The sequence below is a fragment of the Lactococcus sp. genome (assembly GCF_036648155.1).
Lineage (GTDB): Bacteria > Bacillota > Bacilli > Lactobacillales > Streptococcaceae > Lactococcus > Lactococcus cremoris.
This window is the reverse complement of record NZ_JAVXIY010000009.1, coordinates 85,402-108,301: the sequence shown is the minus strand read 5'-3', so window position 1 is coordinate 108,301 and position 22,900 is coordinate 85,402. Positions and strand designations below refer to the sequence as shown.

Genomic DNA, 22,900 nt, shown 5'->3' with positions numbered 1-22,900 from the left:
TTTTATATCTTTATAAAATATGCTCAGGAAGCATAATTGTTACTAGAAAAAGCATTTCACGTCAGTAAAAAATTATTTTATAATAAAATCATCGAAAAGATGAAATGATGTGAGACTTTTAAGTTGACTTGAAGTGGACTTCAAGGAATATAATGAAAATAGAAGTTAAAAATGAATGGAGAAAGTATGTCAAACAATATTGAAAACAAAGTAGTATTAATCACGGGGGCATCAAGTGGTATTGGTCAGTCAACTGCCGAATTGCTTGCTAAAAAAGGCGCTAAAATTGTTTTAGCAGCAAGACGAGAAAGTCGTTTGAAAGAGTTGGCTGATAAAATTAATAAGGCTGGTGGTCAAGCGATTTATCAAGTGACAGATGTGACTAATCCAGAAGACAGTAAAAAATTGGTGCAATATGCCAAAGAAAAATTTGGGAAAGTTGATGCGATTTTCTTGAATGCAGGAATTATGCCAAGTTCCCCTTTGTCAGCGCTCCATGTTGAAGAATGGGAGAGTATGGTCGATATTAACCTTAAAGGGGTTCTTAATGGACTTGCTGCTGTCTTACCTGAATTTACTGCTCAAAAATCTGGGCATGTGATTACAACGAGTTCGGTTGCCGGGCTAAAAGCCTACCCTAATGGTGGCGTTTATGGGGCAACAAAATGGGCAGTTCGTGAATTAATGGAAGTGCTTAGAATGGAATCTGCTCAAGAAGGGACAAACATTCGAACGGCTACTATTTATCCGGCTGCTATAAATACTGAGTTACTGAATACAATTACGGACACAGAGGCAGCCAAAGGAATGACCGCGCTTTATGAACAGTATGGTATTAGTCCAGAGGCCATTGCTCGAATAGTTGCCTTTGCACTTGAACAACCTGCAGATGTTAACGTCAGCGAGTTTACTGTTGGACCTACAAGCCAACCTTGGTAAGATAAAAGGAGAAAAAATGGAAATTGATGTAAAAAAGTTTTCTAAGATACAAGATATTTATATTAGCCCAGACCCGCAAGAGCATCGTCCTGCTTGGATTTGGTTTGCTTATATCGATGATGATTTAGCGGTGGCGGCAGGTCGCGGAATGGCGTCAAGTTGGTGGAATTCGGCTATGATTTCAAAAAAGGGGCAAGTTCACATTGATGGGAAAGTTTATCAAGTAGAATTTGAGCCAGTGACAGATAAAGTAAGTATTGATAAATTTATTGATTCTTATCGACAACGTTCAGGCTATAGCTGGGATCCTGCTTGGGAGAAAAATTTTAGACCGACAGTGATGCGTCTGAAATTTTTGGAAGAGCTTGGAAGAAGTACAAGATAAAAAAATTAGATATTGAAGAGATGTGGAGGCTAGAATGGAAAAACAAACCGCAGGACATGAACAACTTGGAGAATTTGCCCCAAAATTTGCTGAATTAAATGACGATATTCTTTTTGGAGAAGTCTGGAGTCGTGAAAAAGAACTTTCAGCACATGAACGTAGTGTCATTACGATTACGGCTTTGATTACTGGTGGAAATTTTGAACAATTAAATTTTCATATGGCTAAAGGAAAAGAAAATGGAATTAGTCAAGAAGAAATTTCAGAAATAATTACCCATCTGAGCTTTTATGTGGGATGGCCAAAGGCTTGGTCAGCTTTTAATATTGCTAAAACGATTTGGAAATAAGAAAGGGAAACTATGACAATAACGGTCAACATTTTGTATCAAGGTGACGGGAATAAGGCCCATCTTTTTGCTGATGAAATGATAAGCTCAGGTCTTGTTGATAAAATTCGTCAGCAAAGTGGAAATTTGTGTTATGAGTATTTTGCTCCCTTTGATAATGAACAAGCGATTTTATTGATTGATGAGTGGGAAAACCAAGAAGCTATTGATCTTCATCATAAAAGTGAGATGATGGCTCAAATTGCTGAGTTAAGAAAAAAATATCAGCTTCGATTGAAAGTGACTCGCTATCAAGAGATTGATTAAGAAAGAGAGAATGGAATGAACAAAAAAGAACTAGAAGAAGCACTTATTTTCCCGCAAGGTGAAAAAAATCCTTATGGAGCCTATTTTACGGGACAGTCTTATTTGCAAGGAATGGTTGCGGATAGTTCACTGCCTTTTGGGGTGGGAAATGTGACTTTTGAGCCTGGATGCCGTAATCATTGGCATATTCATAAAGATGGCTATCAAGTTTTATTGGTTACAGCCGGTGAGGGTTGGTACCAAGAAGAGGGTAAGGCAGCTCAACTTTTACATGCGGGAGATATGATTGTCACTCATGCAGGAGTTAAACATTGGCATGGAGCGACTAAGGATAGTTGGTTTAGTCATGTCGCCATTACAGCGGGGGAAGCTGTTTGGTTGGAAGAAGTTTCTGATGGGTGGTATAATACTCTCTAAGAGGAAACGAGATGAAAATAATTACAATTTGTGGTAGTTTGAAATTTATTGAAGAGATGAAAGTTCAAGCTGAACTTTTGGAACTGGCGGGAAATTGTGTGTTGAGTGTAATATATCCAACGAAGTCGATTAGTGACTATAAACCTACTGAAATTACCGCTTTTTCAAGTGCACATTTTAAAAAAATTGATTTGTCTGATACAATTTTTGTAGTTAACAAAGATGGATATATCGGCGAGTCTACACGCAAAGAAATCAATTATGCTGAATCAGAAGGAAAAGAAATCATGTATTTAGAAAAGAAATAGGTGTTATTTCCGAACATTCAGCAAAACCGAACAATGAAATGAAAAAGTTCTAGTTTTATCCGCTAGAGCTTTTTTTATTTGTCTCATTAGAATAGAATAAGAAGCATAAAGAATTCCTTAAATGGATGGAGGATATTGTGGAAAAAGAAACGCTGCTTTATGAAGGAAAAGCCAAAAAACTGTATTTTACAGACGATTCTAATGTGCTTTGGGTTGAATATTGTGACCAAGCGACAGCATTAAATGGTGCTCGTAAAGAACAAATTACTGGGAAAGGTGCTCTAAATAATCAAATTACTTCATTGATTTTTGAAAAATTAAATGCTGAAGGATTAGAAACGCATTTTATTAAAAAGCTATCAAAAACCGAACAATTGAATAAAAAAGTATCAATAATTCCTTTGGAAGTTGTTTTGCGAAATGTTGTTGCTGGGTCTTTTGCCAAACGATTTGGTCTTGAAGAAGGAATTGTTTTGGAAGAACCTATTGTTGAATTTTATTATAAAGATGATGCTTTAGATGACCCATTTATCAATGATGAACATGTCAAATTCCTGAACATTGCAAGTGATTCTGAAATTGAGTTTTTAAAAAAAGAAACACGTAAAATTAATAAGATTTTGAAAAAAATATGGGTTGAAATTGGCTTGACTTTGGTTGATTTTAAACTTGAATTTGGTCGTCTTGCTGACGGAAGCATTATTCTTGCTGACGAAATCTCACCAGATACTTCACGTCTTTGGGACGCGAAAGGGCAACACATGGATAAAGACGTTTTCAGACGTAATATTGGAGATTTGATTGAAACTTATACTGAAGTTTTAAATCTACTGGAAAAGACAAAATAAGAATGTTCTAGTCTTTAGGGCAGGTCTCACATCTCATATTAACTGAGTTCGGGCCGCTAAAAGTTCTGAAAATAGATAGCTACGCTGTCCATTCTTGCTACGCGACTAAAGTCGCAAGGCGAATGGCAACTGGAACCTGCGCAAGCGCAGAACCACATTTTCCTATCTGTGCAGCAAGCTGCTGCGCTGTCCATTCTCGCTAAACTGCTGAAACAGTTAGTCGAAATGGCAATTTTCGTCACTTTTGAAAGAGCGTCCCTCACATCTTATATAGAAAGAATTTAAAAATGACAAAAGTACGTGTTTACGTGGCTTATAAAGCCTCAATTCTCGATCCTCAAGCTCAAGCAATTAAAGCAGCCACTCATAAAATGGGTTATCAAGAAGTTTCAGACTTGAATGTTGGTAAGTTTTTCGATTTTGATTTTGATGTGGAAGCTGAGCTTGCTAAAGAAAAAGCGACTGAAATTGCCAATGAATTGTTGGCGAATCCAAATATGGAAACTTACAAAGTTGAAATTTTGACTGAACAAAGTGAAGGAGTCAAAAAATGAAATTTGCAGTCATTCAATTTCCAGGGTCAAATTGCGATTTTGATTTACTTTGGGCAATTCGTGATGTCATGAGGGCAGAAGCTGAATTTGTCTGGCATGACGAGAAGTCACTTGCAGGATTTGATGGAGTATTGATTCCTGGTGGATTTTCTTATGGCGATTATTTGCGCTGTGGTGCGATTGCTTCATTTGCTAACATTATGCCTGAAATCAAACGTTTGGCTAAAGAAGGGAAACCTGTTTTTGGCACTTGTAATGGATTTCAAATTTTGGTTGAATCTGGGCTTTTACCGGGTGTATTGATTCGCAATGAGGGGTTGAAATTTGTTTCCAAATGGCAAGTCCTTAAAGTTGAAAATAATCAAAGTAATTTTACGACTGAATATGCTAAAGATGCCTTGATTAATTTACCCATCGCCCACGGCGAAGGCCAATATGTTGCTGACGAAGCAACGCTTGCTGAACTTAAAGCAAATGGTCAAATTATTTTCACTTATGCAGATGAAAATCCTAATGGTTCAGTTGAAAATATTGCTGGAATTGTCAATAAAGAAGGAAATGTACTTGGGATGATGCCTCATCCTGAGCGGGCCATGGAAGAATTGCTTGGTGGAGCTGACGGAGTACATTTATTTGCTTCTGTTTTGAAAAACTTTGTTGGAAAATAAAAAAATTACTGACAGAATTTAGATTTTCCATTTTGGAATAAAAATGATTCTTTTTAATTTCTGTCAGTAATATAGAAATAATGCTAATAAATTGTCAGCAGCATGAAATTATTTCTTATCTTTGTCCCGTTTCCTCGGAAAAATTCCAGAAATAAACAGACCAAGAATCAGTAAGGCTAGACCAAAGCCATAACTACCAAAACTGGCATTACTGAGTCTAACAAGAGTTTTAATCATGATGACAAGACCTATAGCAATCATGAAACCGGCGAGAAATTTGCGCCATGTGGATTTTTTCATAGATAAATCCTCCAATTTGTTAATTTTAGTTAAGATTATAGACTTATTAACAAATTTTATCAAATATATATTATGGTTTTTATATGTAACTATTGTGCCTCGTTAAATGTGGAAAATGAGGTTATAGATAATAAAAAAATTTCTCAAAAAATAAGAAAATGGAGATAAAAATGACCAAGGAACTGAGTCCTGAGCAAATCCAGAGTACTGGAATTTACCGTGAGTGGGGACTGACGGATGAAGAGTATTTGAAAATCAAGGATGAGATTCTTGGTGGACGCTTGCCGAACTATACGGAAACAGGAATGTACGCCGTGATGTGGTCAGAACATTGTTGCTACAAAAATTCAAAACCTGTCTTAAAAAAGTTCCCGACGACTGGTCCACAAGTTTTGATGGGACCTGGTGAAGGGGCTGGGGTTGTAGATATTGGAGATGATTTGGCAGTGGTTTTCAAAGCTGAATCTCATAATCATCCGTCTTATGTTGAACCTTATGAAGGGGCAGCAACAGGTTCTGGTGGTATTATTCGTGATATTTTTTCAATGGGGGCTCGTCCAATTGCAATTTTGGATAGTTTGCGTTTTGGACCAATTGACAATGGAAAAACACGTCATATTGTGGACCAAGTAACGGCTGGAATTGCAGGATATGGAAACTGTATTGGCATTCCAACGGTCGGTGGCGAAGTGGCTTTTGATGAATCATACGCTGGAAATCCTTTGGTGAATGTTATGTGCGTGGGCTTAATTGAGCATAAACATATCCAAAAAGGACAAGCTAAAGGTGTGGGAAATTCTATTTTTTATGTCGGAGCGAAAACAGGACGTGACGGCATTCATGGGGCATCTTTTGCTTCAAAAGAATTTGGTTCGGGCTCAGAAACACAACGTTCAGCGGTTCAAGTCGGTGATCCATTTATGGAAAAGCTATTGCTTGAAGCCTGTATTGAAGTTATCCAAAATCATGGCGATATTTTAGTTGGAATTCAAGATATGGGTGCCGCTGGCTTGGTTTCATCGACTTCAGAGATGGCTTCAAAAGCTGGGTCAGGCCTGCGTCTTAACTTGGATAACGTACCTCAACGTGAAACAGAAATGATTCCTTATGAAATGATGTTGTCTGAGTCACAAGAGCGTATGGTGCTTTGTGTCAAAAAAGGACATGAACAAGAAATTATTGATTTATTTAAAAAATACGACCTTGATGCTGTGAATATTGGGGAAGTGACTGATGATGGTTTTTATACGCTTTATCATAAAGGGCAAATGGTAGCTCATGTTCCTGTTGATTCATTGGCAGAAGATGCACCGACTTATTACCGTGAAGCAAAAGTCCCTGAGCGTATTCAAAAATTTACTGACAGCGAGAAATATCTTCCAGAAATTACTGACAGCGCGGTCAGTGAAATTTTCAAAAAACTTTTGGCTCAACCGACCATTGCTAGCAAAAAATCAATTTATGAAACTTATGATTCGCGCGTGATGACCAATACTGTGGTCGCACCAGGCTCTGATGCCGCTGTTTTACGGGTGCGTGGTACGAATAAGGCACTTGCGATGACGACTGACTGTAATGCTCGTTATCTCTATCTTGATCCAGAAAAAGGAGGAGCGATTGCGGTTGCCGAAGCGGCTCGTAATATCGTAGCCTCTGGTGGAAAACCGCTCGCGATTACGGACTGTTTGAACTTTGGAAATCCGGAAAAACCAGAACAATTTTGGGAATTGACGACTGCCGCTGATGGAATTTCACGTTCTTGTTTGGCTCTTGATACGCCTGTTATTTCAGGAAATGTCAGTCTTTACAATGAAACAAACGGTTCAGCTATTTTACCTACCCCAATGATTGGAATGGTTGGTTTGATTGAAGATGTAAAAAATATTACGACTCAAGAATTTAAAAAAGCAGGTGATTTGATTGTGCTAGTCGGTCAAACCTTTGATGATTTTTCAGGTTCTGAACTTCAAAAAATGCTGACAGGCGAAATTTCTGGCAAGATTGATTTTGATTTAGAAACTGAAAAAGCCAATCAAGACTTTGTTTTAAAAGCAATTACTGACGGATTAATCAATTCAGCGCACGATTTGTCAGAAGGTGGATTAGCGATTGCCTTAGCTGAGTCGGCTTTTGCAAATGGCTTAGGCGTCGATGTGAAAGTTGATTTAAGCAATGCTCAATTATTCTCAGAAACGCAATCGCGCTTTGTACTTTCAATTTCACCAGAAAATCAAGCTTCTTTTGAAAAATTACTGACAGAAAGTTCTGCTAGTAGCGAAGTCATCGGAAAAGTTACTGACAACGGAATTTTGAAAATTAATGAACTTTCTATTTCTACTGACGAAGCTGTCAGCATTTATGAAGGAGCCCTCCCATGTCTGATGAAATGACAAGTGTAACATTTACTGAACAAGAGTGGTCGCATTTTGAGAAAAAAAGTTTGAATCAAACTGAAGCCGATGAGCTCCGCGACTGGTCGCGGTTTGAAGCGAAGACATTAAATGAGGAATGTGGACTTTTCGGCGTTTGGGGACATCCTGATGCCGCTCGTCTGACCTATTTTGGCCTTCACGCTTTGCAACATCGCGGGCAAGAAGGTGCAGGGATTTTGGTCAATAACAACGGCAAGCTCAATCGTCATCGTGGTTTAGGTTTGGTCACTGAAGTTTTCCGTGACGAAAAAGATTTGGAAGAACTGACAGGATCAGCAGCCATTGGTCATGTCCGCTATGCGACGGCTGGTTCGGCAAATATTAATAATATTCAGCCATTCCAGTTTGAATTTCATGACGGAGCACTTGGACTTGCTCACAATGGAAATTTAACCAACGCCCAATCATTACGCTGTGAACTTGAAAAATCTGGGGCGATTTTTTCCAGTAATTCGGACACAGAAATCCTCATGCATTTGATTCGCCGTAGTCATCATCCAGAATTTATGGGCAGAGTCAAAGAAGCGCTCAATACGGTCAAAGGGGGCTTTGCCTATCTCATTATGACTGAGACATCAATTGTGGCGGCCCTTGACCCTAATGGATTTCGGCCACTTTCAATCGGTAAAATGAGCAACGGTGCGCTTGTTGTGGCCTCAGAAACCTGTGCTTTTGATGTCGTTGGTGCCACTTGGATTCAAGATGTTCAACCCGGTGAAATCATTGAAATTAATGACGATGGCATTCATGTGGACCAATTTACTGACAGCACCAACATGACCATTTGTTCAATGGAATACATCTATTTTGCTCGTCCTGATAGCAATATTGCTGGTGTTAATGTTCATACCGCAAGAAAACGCTCAGGAAAAATTTTAGCCCAAGAAGCCCAAATTGATGCTGATATTGTCATCGGTGTACCCAATTCATCACTCAGTGCTGCTTCAGGCTACGCTGAAGAATCTGGCTTGCCTTACGAAATGGGTCTGATTAAAAATCAGTATGTGGCAAGAACATTTATTCAACCGACTCAAGAACTTCGTGAACAAGGCGTTCGCATGAAATTGAGTGCTGTTCGAGGTGTTGTAGAAGGAAAACGTGTCATCATGGTTGATGACAGCATTGTGCGTGGAACAACTAGCCGTCGCATTGTCAAGCTCCTTAAAGATGCAGGCGCAGCCGAGGTTCACGTGGCAATCGCCAGTCCCGCCCTCAAATATCCTTGCTTTTACGGCATTGACATCCAAGATCGTGATGAACTCATTGCAGCCACTCACACAACAGATGAAATCAGAGAAGCCATCGGGGCAGATAGTCTGACCTATCTCAGTCAAGCAGGACTCGTCGAGGCGATCGGTCATGATAAACTTTGCTTGTCATATTTTGACGGCGAATATCCAACACCGCTTTATGATTATGAAGCAGACTATTTGGAATCTTTGGCAAAAAATGGTCTGAAATAAAAATTATAAGAATATCTTTAACTGCAGAAAGTTCTCTGCAGTTTTTTTATTGGAGACAATTATAGATATTAGTAATAGATAAGTGAATTTGAACACTGCTATTATTGGTTTGAGCCTGACTACGAAGAAGTAATGTGGTCTAATTATGTAGAAAAAATGATTACAAAATTAGAATAAAAAATTTTATATTTACAAAAAATTAGGAGACTTATGACCGTAGATTCAGCAATCATTCAAGAAGTCAAAAAAGTTCTGAAAGGCTTTGGTGACACCTACCTGACAGATACAGGCGCACTTAAACGTCAAAAACTTATCGAAGATCTTGACAAGTACACGCCAATTCTCATGAAAGAGCTTCTCGCAAGTCCGCTCATAGCAAAGACTTACACCGAAGCTATCGGTGATACCACGATTTTCAAGCTTAACCAATTCATCGAAATGTTTACCTACAAAGAATACTGGGAAGACAGCTACACCAAGTATTCAAACAAGATTGGTCTCACTGCAGGTGGTAAGTTTATCGACGAAACGGCTGATGTTGTTCTCGACTTTCCCTTTAAAGATACTGTTTTGAAAGCTGGTATGACCAAGGAAGACGACAAAGACGCGAACGAACCCTTTCTTAATGAAGTGATTGCAAAATCAGAGATTGATACGCTCCTTGAGCCGAAGATTTTTGTCAGTACCAGAAAATATGATGCTGAAAATCTTGACGGAAAGCCTGTTAGCAGCTTTTCTGATGACGACAATCTGATTATCAAAGGGAATAATTTGATTGCCTTGCACAGTATCAAGGAACGTTATGCTGGAAAAGTGAAGCTGATTTATATTGATGTTCCTTATTATTTCAAGAAAAATATAGGAGATGACGCGTTTAGGTATAATTCAAATTTCCATTTTTCAACTTGGCTGACGTTTTTGAAAAATCGTTTAGAGATTGCAAAAGAATTGATGTCAAACACAGGTTCAATCTGGATAAATATTTCAGAGGATGGATGCACTATCTTAAAGTTTTAGCAGACCAAGTTTTTGGCACTGATAAATTTGTCGCAACTATTCCACGCAAAACGAGAAATGGAAAATCTGATGTTCCATTTAATCTCTCGCAGGATTTTGACTGGCTACTTGTTTACACGAAAGGAAACGAAGGCAATGAAATAGTGGGGAGAACAGTTGAACGAAAATATTATGAAACATCTGATTTTCCAAATCGTCCGTGGCGGAAAGCAGATTTAACAAGCCAAAGAACAATACTTGAAAGACCAAATTCTAACTACACAATGGTTAATCCTAAAACTGGAAAAGAATATCTGGTTAATCCGAAACGTTCATGGGCTACGCCAAAACAAAATTTTGAAGAAACATATAATAATGGTGGCATTGGCTTTCCTGATGATTATGACTTTATGAGTGGAGAACAACCATTTCGCCGAGTATTTAAAGACGAAGATGAGGCAAACAGCAAGGCATCATCAGTCCCTTCGGATTTTTTACTAAAAGATTTTGCTCAGATTATTACAGGGAATGCTGTGAACAAATTAGGTAACGACCAGCTTGATGCACTTGAAAGTCGTGATGATTTTGGATATGCAAAACCAGAAGAACTGTTAAAAGAAATTATTTCTATTACAACGAAAGAAAACGATCTTGTTCTTGATTTCTTCATGGGTTCCGCAACGACACAAGCCGTCGCTATGAAAATGCAGCGTCGTTTTATCGGAATTGAGCAAATGGATTATATCAATACCGTTTCCGTAGAACGCTTGAAAAAGGTTATTGCAGGCGAACAAGGTGGTATCTCTAAAGTAGTCAACTGGCAAGGTGGCGGCAGCTTTGTTTACGCCGAACTTTTCGAGAAAAACCAAGGCTATCTTAAAGATATACTAGCATCAAAAGACAATCAAGCTCCTGAAGTTGTCTATGACCGCATGGTTGAAGGCACTACTGACCTTGATTTTCGAGTTGACCTTGACACATTTAAAACCGACACGCAAGACATGAACTTCACCGACCGCAAAAAACTCCTCCTCCAAATTATTGACAAAAATCAACTCTATTATCAATATTCGGAGATAGACGATACAGATGTTCGTGATTTGGTGAGTGATGTGGATTATGAATTTAATGATAAATTTTATGAGGGACAGTTGTGACTGATACAAACTTTGAAATAAAAATCCCGACAGATAATGATGGATACATACTGTTCAAATGTCCAAAATGTACAAACTACTTTAAAGTGAAGCCGAGTGATGTAGAAGATGATGGAATTCTTCAAATATTTTGTCCAACTTGTGGATTATCAAGTGAAAATTATCTTACTGATGATATCATTGAACTTGCACTTTCAAAGGTGGGAAATTACGCAAATAATTTGATGTTTCAAGAAATGAAAAAGTGGGAACAAGAATTTTCAGGAAGTGGGTTGAGTTTTAAAGCTGGCAAAAAGCCAACAGAGGAATATGAAGTTCCTATACGTTCAACTATTGAAGCAATGAATGTTCATCTTTATCAATGCTGTGCCAGAACTGCAAAAATAAAACCATTATTAGAAATGACGAGTAGCTATTGTCCGTTTTGTGGGGTAAAAGATTTTGGAACTGAATAAAAAAGAACTCAGAAAAATTATGTATGATTTTAATAGTATCTGTAATCGGCTAATAAAATCTGATTTTAATGACTACGAAAATAATTTGAAGAAGTTTATTTCTTTTCTAATGGGAAACGAACTAATTTATGAGTATATCAAAGATTGTGGCAGTCCTTCTTATGATGTTAAAACAGAAGTCGAAACTGTTCAGAATTTATATGGTAGTATTTTTGAATTAGGTAATTCCAACGATGAAGAAGTAACTAATATTTTTCATCTGCTTAAATATTGTACGGAAAATGACATTATTTTCTCTCATGGAATTACATTTGGCTATTCAAATTCTAATAAATATCAAGATAAATTGGATAGTTTTAATGCTAGGGTAGTTATGGTGCTGATAACACATATTGAAATACATTTGACGAAGATAGGAATTGACATGGGAATTGATGAAACAATAAAATATAATATCACTGCAAACGGCGGACAAGTAAATGTAGCTGCTGATAGTTCCACCATTAATGCCACACAAAACAATGGAATTGATACGAAACTATTAGCAAAATTACTGGTACAAGTACAGGAACTTGCTAAAAATTTAACAAGCGAAGAGCAAGAGGAAGTGCATGATTTTGTAGAAACTATTCAATTACTGCAGGAGCCAGAAAAACCAAAGAAGAGCCTAATAAGGACAGCTTTATTAGGACTAAAAGGGATTAAAGGCACAGTAGAATTTGGAGCAGCAGTAACTGCATTAGTTCAATTTTTGCAAACAGCATTAAAATGAAAAATCATAAAATAAAAATCGAAATATCATATTTGCCACTTATCCCAATAGCTTTTCTCTTTTTAATGTTGTTAATTCTAAGAGTGTTACCAAGAGGAATCTTGACAACGAAGCTATTTCTTTTGGCAGAGTTAGTGATTCAAATTATCTTTTGTGTGAAAATATTTTTATGGCAAAAAAGATATAGAAAAGACAAAATTGGAGGAATAAGCAAAAAGGGGAAAGGAAAAAGAAAGAAAAGCTATACAGCACTTTTATGGGTAAATGGTTTTAGTATTTTATACTTACTGGGAAGCTTTGGTATAGGTACAAAGGGAGAAGCTGTAACTTCACTATATAATTTAGTATTCTCATTTATGATATTATTATTTGGAAATATTATTATCTTAATGCTAAGTATGGATTCTCAATCAATTATAGAAGATTATAATGAATACAAAAAAGAAAAAAAAGGCTCTCTTCGAGGCTATTTAAAATCTCGTCTTATCGTATTATCAATAAGTGTTGTACTACTTTTTACAGTTATAGTTTTTCTTAACTTAAATGCTGCTGATGTAATGGGAGGGGCTATAGCTCTTTTGCTGGCTTTGAACTGGTATGATGATAAGTTGTATATAAATGATGGAAAAGCTGAGGATAGTATTGTTAGAATTAAACGACAATGGAACCTAATTAGATTAGGAATTGTCAGCTTTTCTTTTAGTTATTTGATATTTGAACATCTTAGAAAATTTTTTGAGACTGATACCAACAAAAATCAAATAATAAAATTTTTTACAAGCGTTTATAAACAATATTTTATTGAACAATGGACTATTAGTGGATTCATGTTTAATATGGTGGGTTTTATATTGCTATTAGCACTAATATTTTGCTTAGCAGGATTCGTATATATTGTACTTTATGAAAAACCAGTTGAAGAATATAGAAAGTCTATGGTGAACGGAGAAACTCTTAAAAATAAACAAAGCTCAGATAAGAAAAAATCAGGTATATGATACTACGGGTAAGATAACGCATAGTTTTTTATAACAAATTTTTTAAATCTTTAATAAAAAAACTATCCGGAATTTACAGATAGTTCAAATTAGAGTTATTCTTTCTCATAAATGTTGCTGAGGAGATTGCCTGAGTCAGGGACGAATCGCTTGGATAATTTCTCTGACTTTCTTCAAAGCAGCGCGCGGGCTTTCAAGTTCATGAGCAATATAATCTTGAATGGCAAAAATTTGCTCTCGTGCTTCAGCATCAAAGTCAATCTTTGTCATCTGCTTTGTACTCCACAGTTGGCTCAGCCACTTGAGCATGGTGTGCTCGTGTGTCCAACATATTCTCTACATCGTCTAGCGTGTAATACACAGCTGTCTCATTTTTCCTTCGCGCCCTAGCCATTGATATTCAGCCTCAAGTTGTTCAGGTGTGCGTAAATCGAGTGGAATCCGGTCTTCTTCAACAGCGCGGTTCAAAAACATATTGATAGCAGTTGATAAATCCACCTGATTTTTTGCAAAAACAGCGGTTGCTTTTTCCTTCAATAATTTGTTGGTGCGAATGGCAATTCGATCATTTTTTTCAATCATATTTCCCATGATTATTCCCTCCGAAGTTTGTACTAACATTGTACACCATAACTACTAGAAAGTTAAACCATGCCACAAAAGAAAGTCATTGCCAAAAAAATTGAACTTCCTCTTTTACAAGAAATAGGAGATTTCTACAAAGACATTTTCCGTCAAGATGATTCGAGATGGTCTTTTGGTGTCCCACATCTTCCTGAATATATCCGCTCAAACCTCAAACATGATTTGCGCGCTTATCAAGAGAGCAGCATCCGTAATTTGAACTACACACAAAAAGACAGTAATGCCAATAGTCGTTTTAATCAACTCCTTTTTCACATGGCGACGGGTTCGGGAAAGACGGATGTCATGGCGGCGCTCATGCTTTATATGTACTATGAAGCTGGGATGCAAAACTTCCTTTTTGTGGTTAATACGAATGCCGTTGTTGCAAAAACACGAGAGAATCTCATTAATAGCAGCTCTCCTAAATATCTTTTTTCATCCAATCTGATGCTTGAAGGAGAAAAACTTGAAATTCGTGAAGTCGACCGTTTTCCCAGTCGCTCTGAAAAGGGTGTTATTTATCTGCGTTTGTCAACAGTACAAACTTTGGCAAATGAGCTATCCTCTTATCGAGAAAATGGCTTAACTTATGAAGAACTTGCTGGGCAAAAGCTCGTTATTTTAGCTGATGAGGCGCATCATTTCTCGGCAGGGACAAAGTCGGCTGGTGAGAAAAAAGACCGCGCCTGGGAAAATGTCCTTGATCGTATTCGTCAGATCAATCCGGCCAATCGTCAGTTTGAATTTACCGCGACGATTGATTTGCAAAATGAAGCGATTCGTAACAAATATGCGAATAAAATCGTGGCACAATATGAGCTTTCACGCTTTGTACGAGATGGTTATTCTAAAAAAGTTCGTTATTTGCAGGCGAATGCAGATGATGAGCAGAAGATGCTCAATGCTGTGTTGCTTTCACAATACCGAAAACATATCGCACGTGAGAATGAAATAGCTGATTTTAAACCTGTCATTCTTTTTAAATCGAACAAGATTGATATTTCTAAAGCAACGCGAGACCACTTTTTAGAGTTAATGGACGGATTAACGGTAGAAGAGTTAAGAAGTTTTATTGAGCAAAGTCAAAAGTCAACAAACTCTATCATTTTGAAGAAAGTTTATGACTATTTCTCAAATAAAAACCTTGCGCAATTAGTGGTTGAGCTACAAAGAGATTTTAATGCCCTGAATACAATTAATGTCAATGATACAGCTTCTGATGGAATTTTAGGCGATTTGAATGACTTGAAAAATCTTAATTCACTAGAAGAAGCGGATAATCCTTTTCGGGTGATTTTTGCAGTAGCAAAACTATCTGAAGGTTGGGACGTACTTAATCTTTATGATATTGTGCGGATTTCTGAAGGTGCTGAAAAAGCAACAACAAAAACGGCAACTAACTCGGAAGCGCAACTCGTAGGGCGTGGTGCACGCTATTATCCTTTTGAATATGAGAGAAGAAAATCCTTTACCCGACGTTTTGATAATTCTGATAGTGATTGTTCAGTCTTGGAATATTTGGATTATCATACGATTAATGAGCCAAAATATTTGGAAAATCTCCGAAAATCACTTGATGAGATGGACTTACCAGTGGAAGATGATTCAAGTTTTGAACTATTATCTACTACCGTAAAAGAGAAGTTCAAGAAAACAAAGTTTTACCAATCTGGAAAACTTTATTACAATACCGTTGAAGATATTCCGACTCATGATTGGGATTCACTTGCAAAATATGGTGTGCGTGTAGCTGAACTTCCTGAGGTTGACTTATCATCAAGTGTCATTGAGGAGAATGGTGGTGTAATTTTAGGGGATGTACAAACTACGACAAAAATATTAGAACTCGATGCAGATATGTCCAATCGCTTGCTCAAAAAAGCGATTGCTCGTAATCCTTTTTATCGTTTCAATCGTCTGAGAGAATATTTGCCAAATTTAAAATCTATCCGAAGTTTTTTGGAAGATGGAGAATGGTTGGGAGCAATTCCTGAGCTAAAAGTAACTTTGGCGGAGGGACAGACATTTACAGTGGAGTTACAACTTAAAGCTGTGGAGCAGTATTTGGCTTATATTCAGCGTAGTATTTTAATGAATTACAAAAAACAGCGTGGAACAAATCATTTTATCGGTGTGCCTGTGCGTGAAATAGTTCAAGATTACGATAAAAAATTCAGTCATCAAGTTTCTGGGCAGGTTATTTCTCAAATCATTCGTGCAAAAGACATGAGAGGCAAGGATTGGTTCCCACATTTGGATGCAATCGTGGATGGACTTGAAGAGAGTTTAATTGATTTGATTGAAGGGTATGTGGAACAACTGCAGGAAAAATATGAGGATGTTTATCTGATTCGTAATGATGAACGTACAAATGGCTTAAAATTGCATGAATTTGTGGCTGACGGGGGGCATTATGCAGGTTTCATGCCTGACTTTGTGTTATATTTAGGCTCGTTTGGTGAGATTGTACAGGTCTATATCGAACCTAAAGGAGAGCAACTTTTAGAGCGAGACCAATGGAAAGAGGACTTGCTTCAATCATTAAATAGATCAGAAGTTCTGGTGGAAGATGATAATGTTCGACTTCTGGGTGTCCATTTTTATGTCAATGGGGATGCGCGCGGTGTCAGAGATGAGTTACGAAAAAGAGTATTGTAATCAAAAATATTGGCAAAATGCTAAATCTCAAATAAAATAGACACTAAAATACGAGTAAGGAGCGTCTTTCAAAATGTAGAAAACACCTTTTTGAAACAGGCGCTTGTGGAATGCGATCAACTTGTGCTGTTGATTTTATGTTTTCTCAAAATATGGGTTCTCTAAGTTCAAATGAAGTAAAAGAGTTAAAAAAGAGATGGCTCATTTATTATCTGAAAATCAATTAATTTTCCAAAATGCGGGGATTTCCAATTTATCAATTTAGTATAATTTCAGAAACCCTGATGGAAGCCTTGTTGCAAGCATTGTTTATCCCTAAAATAACTTATTTACTTATAAATATTAAAACTACTGACAAAAAATCTGTCAGTAGTTTTTGTATATAATAAAAGTCAAAAAAACGAATCAAAAAGTTTGACCATTACTGACCAATGTATTATAATTAGAATGTAGTGAGAAAAAGATAACAATCACTACCAACTATGAAATCGAAATGAGGTGTTTTTATGGACATCGAAAAAATGACAACAACGATGCAAAAAGCACTTGGTTCAGCGCAACAAATTGTGCAAGTTCGTCATCACCAAGTGATTGAAGTTCCACATTTATGGCGAATTTTTGTTCAACCCAATAGTTTTGGGGCGAACTTTTATAAAGACCTAGGCATTGATCTAAATGACTTTACAAATTTAATTGAAAAAGAAATTGACAAAATTAATTCGGTAGAAGGTTCAAATATTACTTATGGTCAAAACCTAAGTCCAGATTTGTTCCAAGTATTTACTGAAGCAGACAAAATTGCGCAAAAAATGGGCGATGAATACCTATCAACTGAGATTATTCTCCTTGCCCTCTTTGAATTAAAACAAAATCCATTGACCGAGTATTTGGTCAGCCATGGACTAACAAAAGCAAAAGCGCAAGCTGCGATTGAAAAATTACGTGGAGGTGATAAAGTGACCAGTCAAAATGCAGAAGAAACATACAAAGCACTTGAAAAATATGGGGTGGATCTCGTTGCTCAAGTTAAATCAGGCAATCAAGATCCCGTCATTGGACGTGATGAAGAAATTCGGGATGTCATTCGAGTGCTTTCTCGTAAAACAAAAAATAATCCCGTTCTTATTGGTGAACCTGGGGTTGGTAAAACAGCCATTGTCGAAGGATTGGCACAAAGGATTGTCAGAAAAGACGTTCCTGAAAATCTAAAAGATAAAACAATCTTTTCGCTGGATATGGGTGCCTTGATTGCAGGTGCAAAATATCGTGGTGAATTTGAAGAACGCTTGAAAGCTGTTCTCAATGAAGTAAAAAAAGCTGATGGACAAATTATCCTGTTCATTGATGAACTTCATACGATTGTCGGTGCTGGTAAAACAGAAGGTTCAATGGACGCTGGTAACCTTTTGAAACCAATGCTTGCGCGCGGGGAACTCCATTTGATTGGGGCAACTACCTTGGATGAATATCGTAAATACATGGAAACAGATAAAGCACTTGAACGTCGTTTCCAAAAGGTATTGGTTACTGAACCTACCGTTGAAGATACAATTTCAATCTTGCGTGGTCTAAAAGAACGTTTTGAAATTCACCATGGAGTGACCATTCATGATAATGCTTTAGTTGCAGCAGCTACATTGTCAAATCGTTATATTACAGACCGTTTCTTACCAGATAAAGCCATTGACTTAATTGATGAAGCCAGTGCAACGATTCGGGTGGAAATGAATTCACTGCCAACTGAACTTGACCAAGCCAATCGTCGCTTGATGCAATTAGAAATTGAAGAAGCAGCCCTCAAAAAAGAACGGGATGATGCTTCTAAGAAACGTCTTGAAATTATACGTGGTGAAATTGCTGAACTTCGAGAAGAAAATAATCAACTCAAAGCCCAATGGGAAGCTGAGAAAAAAGAAGTGGGTAATATTTCTGAAAAACGAAATGAATTAGAACATGCTCGCCACGAATTGGAAGAAGCTCAAAATGAAGGAAACTTAGAAAAAGCAGCAGCCCTTCGTTATGGTAAAATCCCTGAAATTGAAAAAGAACTCAAAGCTATTGAAGAAAAAGCAAAATCAGATGATTTATCTTTAGTTCAAGAATCAGTCACTGAAGAACAAATCGCCGAAGTGGTTGGACGGATGACTGGTATTCCAATTACCAAATTGGTTGAAGGTGAACGTGAAAAATTACTTCATTTGCCAGAAACACTTCATCAAAGAGTTGTCGGACAAGATGAAGCTGTTGAAGCGGTATCTGATGCTATTATCCGTGCGCGTGCAGGAATTCAAGACCCTAACCGTCCACTTGGTTCATTCCTTTTCCTTGGGCCAACTGGGGTAGGTAAGACCGAACTTGCGAAAGCTTTAGCCGAAAACCTCTTTGATTCAGAAGAACATATGGTTCGGATTGACATGAGTGAATATATGGAAAAACACAGCGTGTCACGTTTAGTCGGAGCTCCTCCAGGATATGTCGGCTACGATGAAGGGGGGCAATTGACCGAAGCGGTTCGTCGTAATCCTTATACCATCATCTTGCTTGATGAAATCGAAAAAGCACATCCAGATGTCTTTAATATCTTGTTGCAAGTTTTAGATGACGGACGTTTGACCGACTCTAAAGGTGTTCTCGTTGACTTTAAGAATACAGTATTGATTATGACTTCAAATGTCGGTTCTCAATATTTGCTCGATAATGTCGGAGAAAATGGTGAAATTTCGGAAGAAACAACTGAAAACGTGATGTCTCAACTTCGCGCACATTTCAAACCAGAATTTTTGAACCGGATTGATGATACCATTCTTTTCAAACCATTGGCGCTTGAAGACATCAAGAACATTATCCTTAAAATGACTCGTCAACTAGCGCGTCGTCTTGAAGAAATGGAAGTTGAGCTTGAATTGAGTGAAGAAGTAAAAACTTGGATTGCCGAAAATGCTTATGAACCAGCTTATGGTGCACGCCCACTCAAACGTTATTTGACAAAAGTCATCGAAAATCCATTAGCTAAGCTGATTATCGGAGGAAAGATTCCACCGAAATCAGAAGTTATTGTAAGGCTTGTAGATAACAAAATTGACTTTGAGATTCAATCGATTGCTGAATAAATAGAATAAACCGTTAGCTGATGCTGGCGGTTTTATTGTTGATAATTATATTTTATTTTTCCAAATGAGAAAATTTATGCTATAATAATACCATACTTTCCGAAATGAGAAAATAAATGATTGAAAGAAAAAAATATACAGATTGGTTAATCAGGCATAGAAATGACCAGTTAATCAAGGTTATTACAGGGGTTCGGCGTAGTGGGAAATCTACGCTTTTTACCCTTTATCAAGAAATTTTGAAAAAAGACGGGGTACAAGAAGATCAGATTATTCATCTTAACTTTGAAGATTTACGTTATTATGATTTACGTGATTTCTTGAAACTTAACGAGTACATCTTAGAGCGTACAAATGAAAAGCAAGATTATTATCTTTTCTTTGATGAAATACAGAATGTCACAAAATTTGAAGAAGTGGTAAATAGTCTAAATCTTCAAAAGAATATTGATATATATGTGACGGGTTCTAATGCCTTTTTTATGAGTGGCGAGTTTGCAACACTTTTGACAGGGCGTCATGCTGACTTGGAAGTTTTACCATTATCGTTTAAAGAATTTCAAAGCCAATATAGCCAGCTCTCGCTAGCGGATACTTACGAGCGTTACAAACATACGGCTTTCCCTCGTCTTGTTTCCGAAGAAAGTGTTCAAGAAAGAAATGATTATATTCGCAGTACCTATAATGATATTGTCTTAAAAGATATCGTTCAGCGTTATAAAATTACTGAACAAGACATTTTAGAGCGGGTTTTACAGTTCATTGCAAGTTCTGTTGGTTCGGAAGTTTCAATTAATAGAATCAATAATTTTTTAAAAGATGAAAAAGTAGCGAAGTCGAATAACACTGTTGAACGCTATGTGGATGCTTTTGTCAATGGTTTGATTATTTATAAAGTGCCAAGATATAATATCAAAGGGCGTCAGATTTTACAACGACTTGAAAAGTATTATCTTGTTGACTTAGGGTTTAGAGAACTGCTTTTACCACTGTCGGGTGGTGATGAAGGACATATCTTAGAGAATATCATCTACCTTGAGCTGCGTAGAAGATATGTGAAAGTCTATGTTGGAAAAAATGATAAAACAGAGGTTGATTTTGTCTGTATCGACCCTGAAAATCATCAAGTTTACTATCAAGTGGCGCTACAGACTTTGGATGAAAAAGTTCTTGCGCGTGAATTGAGAAGTTTGGAAGCAATTGATGATATGTATCCTAAGTATCTGCTTACGCTAGATACAATTAATAAAAATGCTAATTATAATGGGATTATCAAGAAGAATGTTCTTGATTGGTTGATGGAAGAAGGGGAGTGAAATGGTAGCAAAATATTCGCTTGAAGACGATATTGATGACTGGGAGAACAGGAAGAGTGAAGGGAAGAAAGGAGTGATTGATTGTGAGTAACAAGAGAAAATCAGTGCTTGATATGAACGGAAACCAGGCTCGAATGTTTTTCTTAAAAGCTGAGAGTTATTCAAATTGTTCACTTCCAAAGTATATCAATATAGAAAAAGGGATTGCTGAGGGGTTGCGGTTATTACCTAAAAGAGATAGCAACTTGACAACATTGATGGTTTCTAAAAATATACTTAAAGAAAAAGAAAATATCAATTATACGATTTTAGTTAATAAAGATGGAGCCTATGGTTGGAGACCAATTCAGTTAATTCATCCACTTTTGTATATTGATTTAGTAAATACGATTACTAAAGAAAACTCGTGGAACGCATTGAAAGAAAAGTTTAAGACTTTCCAAAGTGATGAAAGAATAAAATGTATTTCTATTCCCGTTGAGTCAAATTCAAGAAAAAATGATACAGCTACATCAATCTTAAACTGGTGGGAAAATTTTGAGCAGGAGCAAATTAAATACGCCCTAGATTACGAGTATTGCATTTAAACAGATATAACAAATTGTTATCCTTCGATATATACTCATACTATTCAATGGGCATTATCTGGGAAAAAAAGGGCTAAAGAACTTTGGACGGGAAAAAATACACAGAATAAATCTACCCTTGACTTATTAGGGGAAAATATTGATAATAAAATTCAACGAATGCAAATGGGACAGACGAATGGTATACCGCAAGGGAGTGTACTCATGGATTTTGTAGCTGAACTTGTTTTGGGGTACGCTGATACAGAATTAAGCAAAGCATTAAAAGCTCCTGAGTTTAGTAATGTTAAAGTTTTGAGATTTAGAGATGACTATAGAATTTTTGCAAATAGTCAAGAAATTGCTGAGCGGGCAATAAAAATACTGTCAAATATACTCACTGAACTAAATTTTAAGATGAATTCGAAAAAAACATACCTTGATAAGGACATAATAATTGATGCAGTTAAACCAGATAAAATTTATTGGGATATGAAATTTTCTGCAATTTTTTCAAGAGTTAATAATGAGATCATTTATCATTTTGGTATTCAAAAACATTTGTTCCAAATTAAATTACTTGGAGATAAATTTCCAAATTGTGGAAGCTTGAAAAAAGCTCTTACTGAAATATATAAAAATAGGATATTTGAGTTAAAAACTGCTCCTAAAAATTTAGAGCAGTTAATCAGCATTACGGTAAATATTATGGTTAATAATCCAGGAACATTCGAGCATTGTGTAGCAATTTTAGGAAAACTATTGACATTTGTTAAAGAAGAACAAATTGATATCGTGGTAAACAAAATACTTAGAAAATTTGAGAGTACCCCCAATACTGATTTAGCAGAAATTTGGTTACAGCGATTATCATTGACGGTCGACAGGAATAAAACTTATATAACAAATCTGTGTTCGAAAGTGTCTAGTCCTGAAGAAATCAGAATATGGAATTCCTCTTGGTTAAAAGAGGACCTATTTAATGAAAAAGGGTTAATTGACGAACAAATAATTAAACGAGGATTTGACGAAACAGTTTTAATAGATGAACAGATTATTTTAGAATTAAGCTTAGTAACTCCAATTGAACAATTGGACTTATTTGATGAAATATCAGGATAAGAAATATATCACGTTTAAAAAAGATAATTAGAAGTAAATGTACACTCTATACTTATGTGTCAAGTTAACAATGTAACACAATTTCGTCTATGTTAGTTCTGCCTGATTCGATCAGTTGTATCATGTAATTATCTATTTCCGAACAATCCAATCA

General features: G+C 36.7%; 20 protein-coding genes and 2 pseudogenes. 19 read left to right on the top strand and 3 right to left on the bottom strand.

Annotated features, from left to right (window positions below; translation table 11 throughout):
* Positions 1-186 precede the first annotated feature (186 nt).
* The 9 genes from RSC39_RS10125 (at position 187) to purQ (ending at position 4,774) form a co-directional block, all read left to right on the top strand.
* A complete protein-coding gene (locus RSC39_RS10125) occupies positions 187-939 on the top strand; it encodes an SDR family oxidoreductase (RefSeq protein WP_021037519.1) in 753 nt (250 codons plus the stop codon).
* A 16-nt stretch (positions 940-955) separates the two neighbouring features.
* A complete protein-coding gene (locus RSC39_RS10120) occupies positions 956-1,324 on the top strand; it encodes a DUF2255 family protein (protein ID WP_332536958.1) in 369 nt (122 codons plus the stop codon).
* 34 nt (positions 1,325-1,358) lie between these two features.
* Positions 1,359-1,673, top strand: coding sequence for a carboxymuconolactone decarboxylase family protein (locus RSC39_RS10115; protein ID WP_011834911.1), 315 nt, complete (start codon positions 1,359-1,361; stop codon positions 1,671-1,673).
* Positions 1,674-1,685: 12 nt separating this feature from the next.
* Entirely contained in the window at positions 1,686-1,979 is a 294-nt protein-coding gene (locus tag RSC39_RS10110) for a putative quinol monooxygenase (protein WP_332536955.1), read from the top strand.
* Positions 1,980-1,994: 15 nt separating this feature from the next.
* The gene (locus RSC39_RS10105; protein ID WP_332536953.1) at positions 1,995-2,396 is read left to right on the top strand and encodes a cupin domain-containing protein; all 402 of its coding nucleotides are present in this window, start codon (positions 1,995-1,997) and stop codon (positions 2,394-2,396) included.
* A gap of 11 nt (positions 2,397-2,407) precedes the next feature.
* Positions 2,408-2,704, top strand: a complete 297-nt coding sequence (locus RSC39_RS10100; protein ID WP_332536951.1) for a hypothetical protein — start codon at positions 2,408-2,410, stop codon at positions 2,702-2,704.
* Between the two features lie 137 nt (positions 2,705-2,841).
* The gene (gene purC, locus RSC39_RS10095) at positions 2,842-3,552 is read left to right on the top strand and encodes a phosphoribosylaminoimidazolesuccinocarboxamide synthase (protein WP_332536949.1); all 711 of its coding nucleotides are present in this window, start codon (positions 2,842-2,844) and stop codon (positions 3,550-3,552) included.
* Between the two features lie 287 nt (positions 3,553-3,839).
* Positions 3,840-4,106, top strand: a complete 267-nt coding sequence (gene purS, locus RSC39_RS10090; RefSeq protein ID WP_332536947.1) for a phosphoribosylformylglycinamidine synthase subunit PurS — start codon at positions 3,840-3,842, stop codon at positions 4,104-4,106.
* A complete protein-coding gene (purQ, locus tag RSC39_RS10085) occupies positions 4,103-4,774 on the top strand; it encodes a phosphoribosylformylglycinamidine synthase subunit PurQ (protein ID WP_332536945.1) in 672 nt (223 codons plus the stop codon). Before purS ends, purQ begins: the two co-directional genes overlap by 4 nt.
* 108 nt (positions 4,775-4,882) lie before the next feature.
* Here purQ and RSC39_RS10080 read toward each other — a convergent pair whose 3' ends face one another.
* A complete protein-coding gene (locus tag RSC39_RS10080) occupies positions 4,883-5,074 on the bottom strand; it encodes a hypothetical protein (protein WP_063282262.1) in 192 nt (63 codons plus the stop codon).
* 170 nt (positions 5,075-5,244) lie between these two features.
* On the opposite strand from RSC39_RS10080, the gene purL reads away from it, so the two are divergent.
* The 6 genes and pseudogenes from purL (at position 5,245) to RSC39_RS10050 (ending at position 13,347) form a co-directional block, all read left to right on the top strand.
* Positions 5,245-7,464 carry a phosphoribosylformylglycinamidine synthase subunit PurL gene (gene purL / locus RSC39_RS10075; protein ID WP_332536939.1) on the top strand — a complete coding sequence of 740 codons (2,220 nt, stop codon included), beginning with the start codon at positions 5,245-5,247 and terminating at the stop codon, positions 7,462-7,464.
* Positions 7,449-8,969: an amidophosphoribosyltransferase gene (gene purF / locus RSC39_RS10070; protein ID WP_332536937.1), complete on the top strand. Its 1,521-nt coding sequence runs from the start codon at positions 7,449-7,451 to the stop codon at positions 8,967-8,969. Before purL ends, purF begins: the two co-directional genes overlap by 16 nt.
* A 210-nt stretch (positions 8,970-9,179) precedes the next feature.
* Positions 9,180-11,122 (top strand): annotated as a pseudogene (locus RSC39_RS10065) (site-specific DNA-methyltransferase).
* Entirely contained in the window at positions 11,119-11,577 is a 459-nt protein-coding gene (locus RSC39_RS10060) for a TFIIB-type zinc ribbon-containing protein (RefSeq protein WP_332536936.1), read from the top strand. Before RSC39_RS10065 ends, RSC39_RS10060 begins: the two are co-directional and overlap by 4 nt.
* Positions 11,564-12,349 (top strand): hypothetical protein, encoded by a 786-nt coding sequence (locus RSC39_RS10055; protein ID WP_332536934.1) that lies wholly within the window; start codon positions 11,564-11,566, stop codon positions 12,347-12,349. Before RSC39_RS10060 ends, RSC39_RS10055 begins: the two co-directional genes overlap by 14 nt.
* On the top strand, positions 12,346-13,347 hold the full coding sequence (locus RSC39_RS10050; protein ID WP_332536932.1) for a hypothetical protein: 1,002 nt from the start codon (positions 12,346-12,348) through the stop codon (positions 13,345-13,347). The genes RSC39_RS10055 and RSC39_RS10050 overlap by 4 nt, the downstream gene beginning before the upstream one ends.
* Before the next feature lie 135 nt (positions 13,348-13,482).
* Here the strand turns inward: RSC39_RS10050 and RSC39_RS10045 are convergent, their stop codons facing one another.
* Together RSC39_RS10045 and RSC39_RS10040 are read right to left on the bottom strand one after the other, a co-directional pair.
* Complete coding sequence (locus RSC39_RS10045) at positions 13,483-13,617, bottom strand: hypothetical protein (RefSeq protein WP_332536930.1); 135 nt, start codon at positions 13,615-13,617, stop codon at positions 13,483-13,485.
* 75 nt (positions 13,618-13,692) lie between these two features.
* The gene (locus RSC39_RS10040; protein ID WP_332536928.1) at positions 13,693-13,938 is read right to left on the bottom strand and encodes a type II toxin-antitoxin system RelB/DinJ family antitoxin; all 246 of its coding nucleotides are present in this window, start codon (positions 13,936-13,938) and stop codon (positions 13,693-13,695) included.
* Positions 13,939-13,998: 60 nt separating this feature from the next.
* Between RSC39_RS10040 and RSC39_RS10035 the strand changes: the two genes are divergently transcribed.
* The 4 genes and pseudogenes from RSC39_RS10035 to RSC39_RS10020 all read left to right on the top strand — a co-directional run bounded on the left by RSC39_RS10035 (position 13,999) and on the right by RSC39_RS10020 (position 22,746).
* Positions 13,999-16,632, top strand: coding sequence for a DEAD/DEAH box helicase family protein (locus RSC39_RS10035; RefSeq protein ID WP_332536926.1), 2,634 nt, complete (start codon positions 13,999-14,001; stop codon positions 16,630-16,632).
* A gap of 506 nt (positions 16,633-17,138) precedes the next feature.
* Entirely contained in the window at positions 17,139-19,742 is a 2,604-nt protein-coding gene (clpB, locus tag RSC39_RS10030; protein ID WP_332536925.1) for an ATP-dependent chaperone ClpB, read from the top strand.
* A gap of 116 nt (positions 19,743-19,858) precedes the next feature.
* On the top strand, positions 19,859-21,058 hold the full coding sequence (locus RSC39_RS10025; protein WP_332536924.1) for an ATP-binding protein: 1,200 nt from the start codon (positions 19,859-19,861) through the stop codon (positions 21,056-21,058).
* Positions 21,059-21,171: 113 nt separating this feature from the next.
* Positions 21,172-22,746: pseudogene (locus RSC39_RS10020) on the top strand (RNA-directed DNA polymerase).
* Positions 22,747-22,900 lie beyond the last annotated feature (154 nt).

Excerpts from the sequence above, each read along its gene's own strand:
- RSC39_RS10125 (WP_021037519.1), top strand. The coding sequence starts at position 187 with ATGTCAAACAATATTGAAAACAAAGTAGTATTAATCACGGGGGCATCA.
- RSC39_RS10120 (WP_332536958.1), top strand. The coding sequence starts at position 956 with ATGGAAATTGATGTAAAAAAGTTTTCTAAGATACAAGATATTTATATT.
- RSC39_RS10115 (WP_011834911.1), top strand. The coding sequence starts at position 1,359 with ATGGAAAAACAAACCGCAGGACATGAACAACTTGGAGAATTTGCCCCA.
- RSC39_RS10110 (WP_332536955.1), top strand. The coding sequence starts at position 1,686 with ATGACAATAACGGTCAACATTTTGTATCAAGGTGACGGGAATAAGGCC.
- RSC39_RS10105 (WP_332536953.1), top strand. The coding sequence starts at position 1,995 with ATGAACAAAAAAGAACTAGAAGAAGCACTTATTTTCCCGCAAGGTGAA.
- RSC39_RS10100 (WP_332536951.1), top strand. The coding sequence starts at position 2,408 with ATGAAAATAATTACAATTTGTGGTAGTTTGAAATTTATTGAAGAGATG.
- purS (WP_332536947.1), top strand. The coding sequence starts at position 3,840 with ATGACAAAAGTACGTGTTTACGTGGCTTATAAAGCCTCAATTCTCGAT.
- purQ (WP_332536945.1), top strand. The coding sequence starts at position 4,103 with ATGAAATTTGCAGTCATTCAATTTCCAGGGTCAAATTGCGATTTTGAT.
- RSC39_RS10080 (WP_063282262.1), bottom strand. The coding sequence starts at position 5,074 with ATGAAAAAATCCACATGGCGCAAATTTCTCGCCGGTTTCATGATTGCT.
- purL (WP_332536939.1), top strand. The coding sequence starts at position 5,245 with ATGACCAAGGAACTGAGTCCTGAGCAAATCCAGAGTACTGGAATTTAC.
- purF (WP_332536937.1), top strand. The coding sequence starts at position 7,449 with ATGTCTGATGAAATGACAAGTGTAACATTTACTGAACAAGAGTGGTCG.
- RSC39_RS10050 (WP_332536932.1), top strand. The coding sequence starts at position 12,346 with ATGAAAAATCATAAAATAAAAATCGAAATATCATATTTGCCACTTATC.
- RSC39_RS10045 (WP_332536930.1), bottom strand. The coding sequence starts at position 13,617 with ATGACAAAGATTGACTTTGATGCTGAAGCACGAGAGCAAATTTTTGCC.
- RSC39_RS10040 (WP_332536928.1), bottom strand. The coding sequence starts at position 13,938 with ATGGGAAATATGATTGAAAAAAATGATCGAATTGCCATTCGCACCAAC.
- RSC39_RS10035 (WP_332536926.1), top strand. The coding sequence starts at position 13,999 with ATGCCACAAAAGAAAGTCATTGCCAAAAAAATTGAACTTCCTCTTTTA.
- clpB (WP_332536925.1), top strand. The coding sequence starts at position 17,139 with ATGGACATCGAAAAAATGACAACAACGATGCAAAAAGCACTTGGTTCA.
- RSC39_RS10025 (WP_332536924.1), top strand. The coding sequence starts at position 19,859 with ATGATTGAAAGAAAAAAATATACAGATTGGTTAATCAGGCATAGAAAT.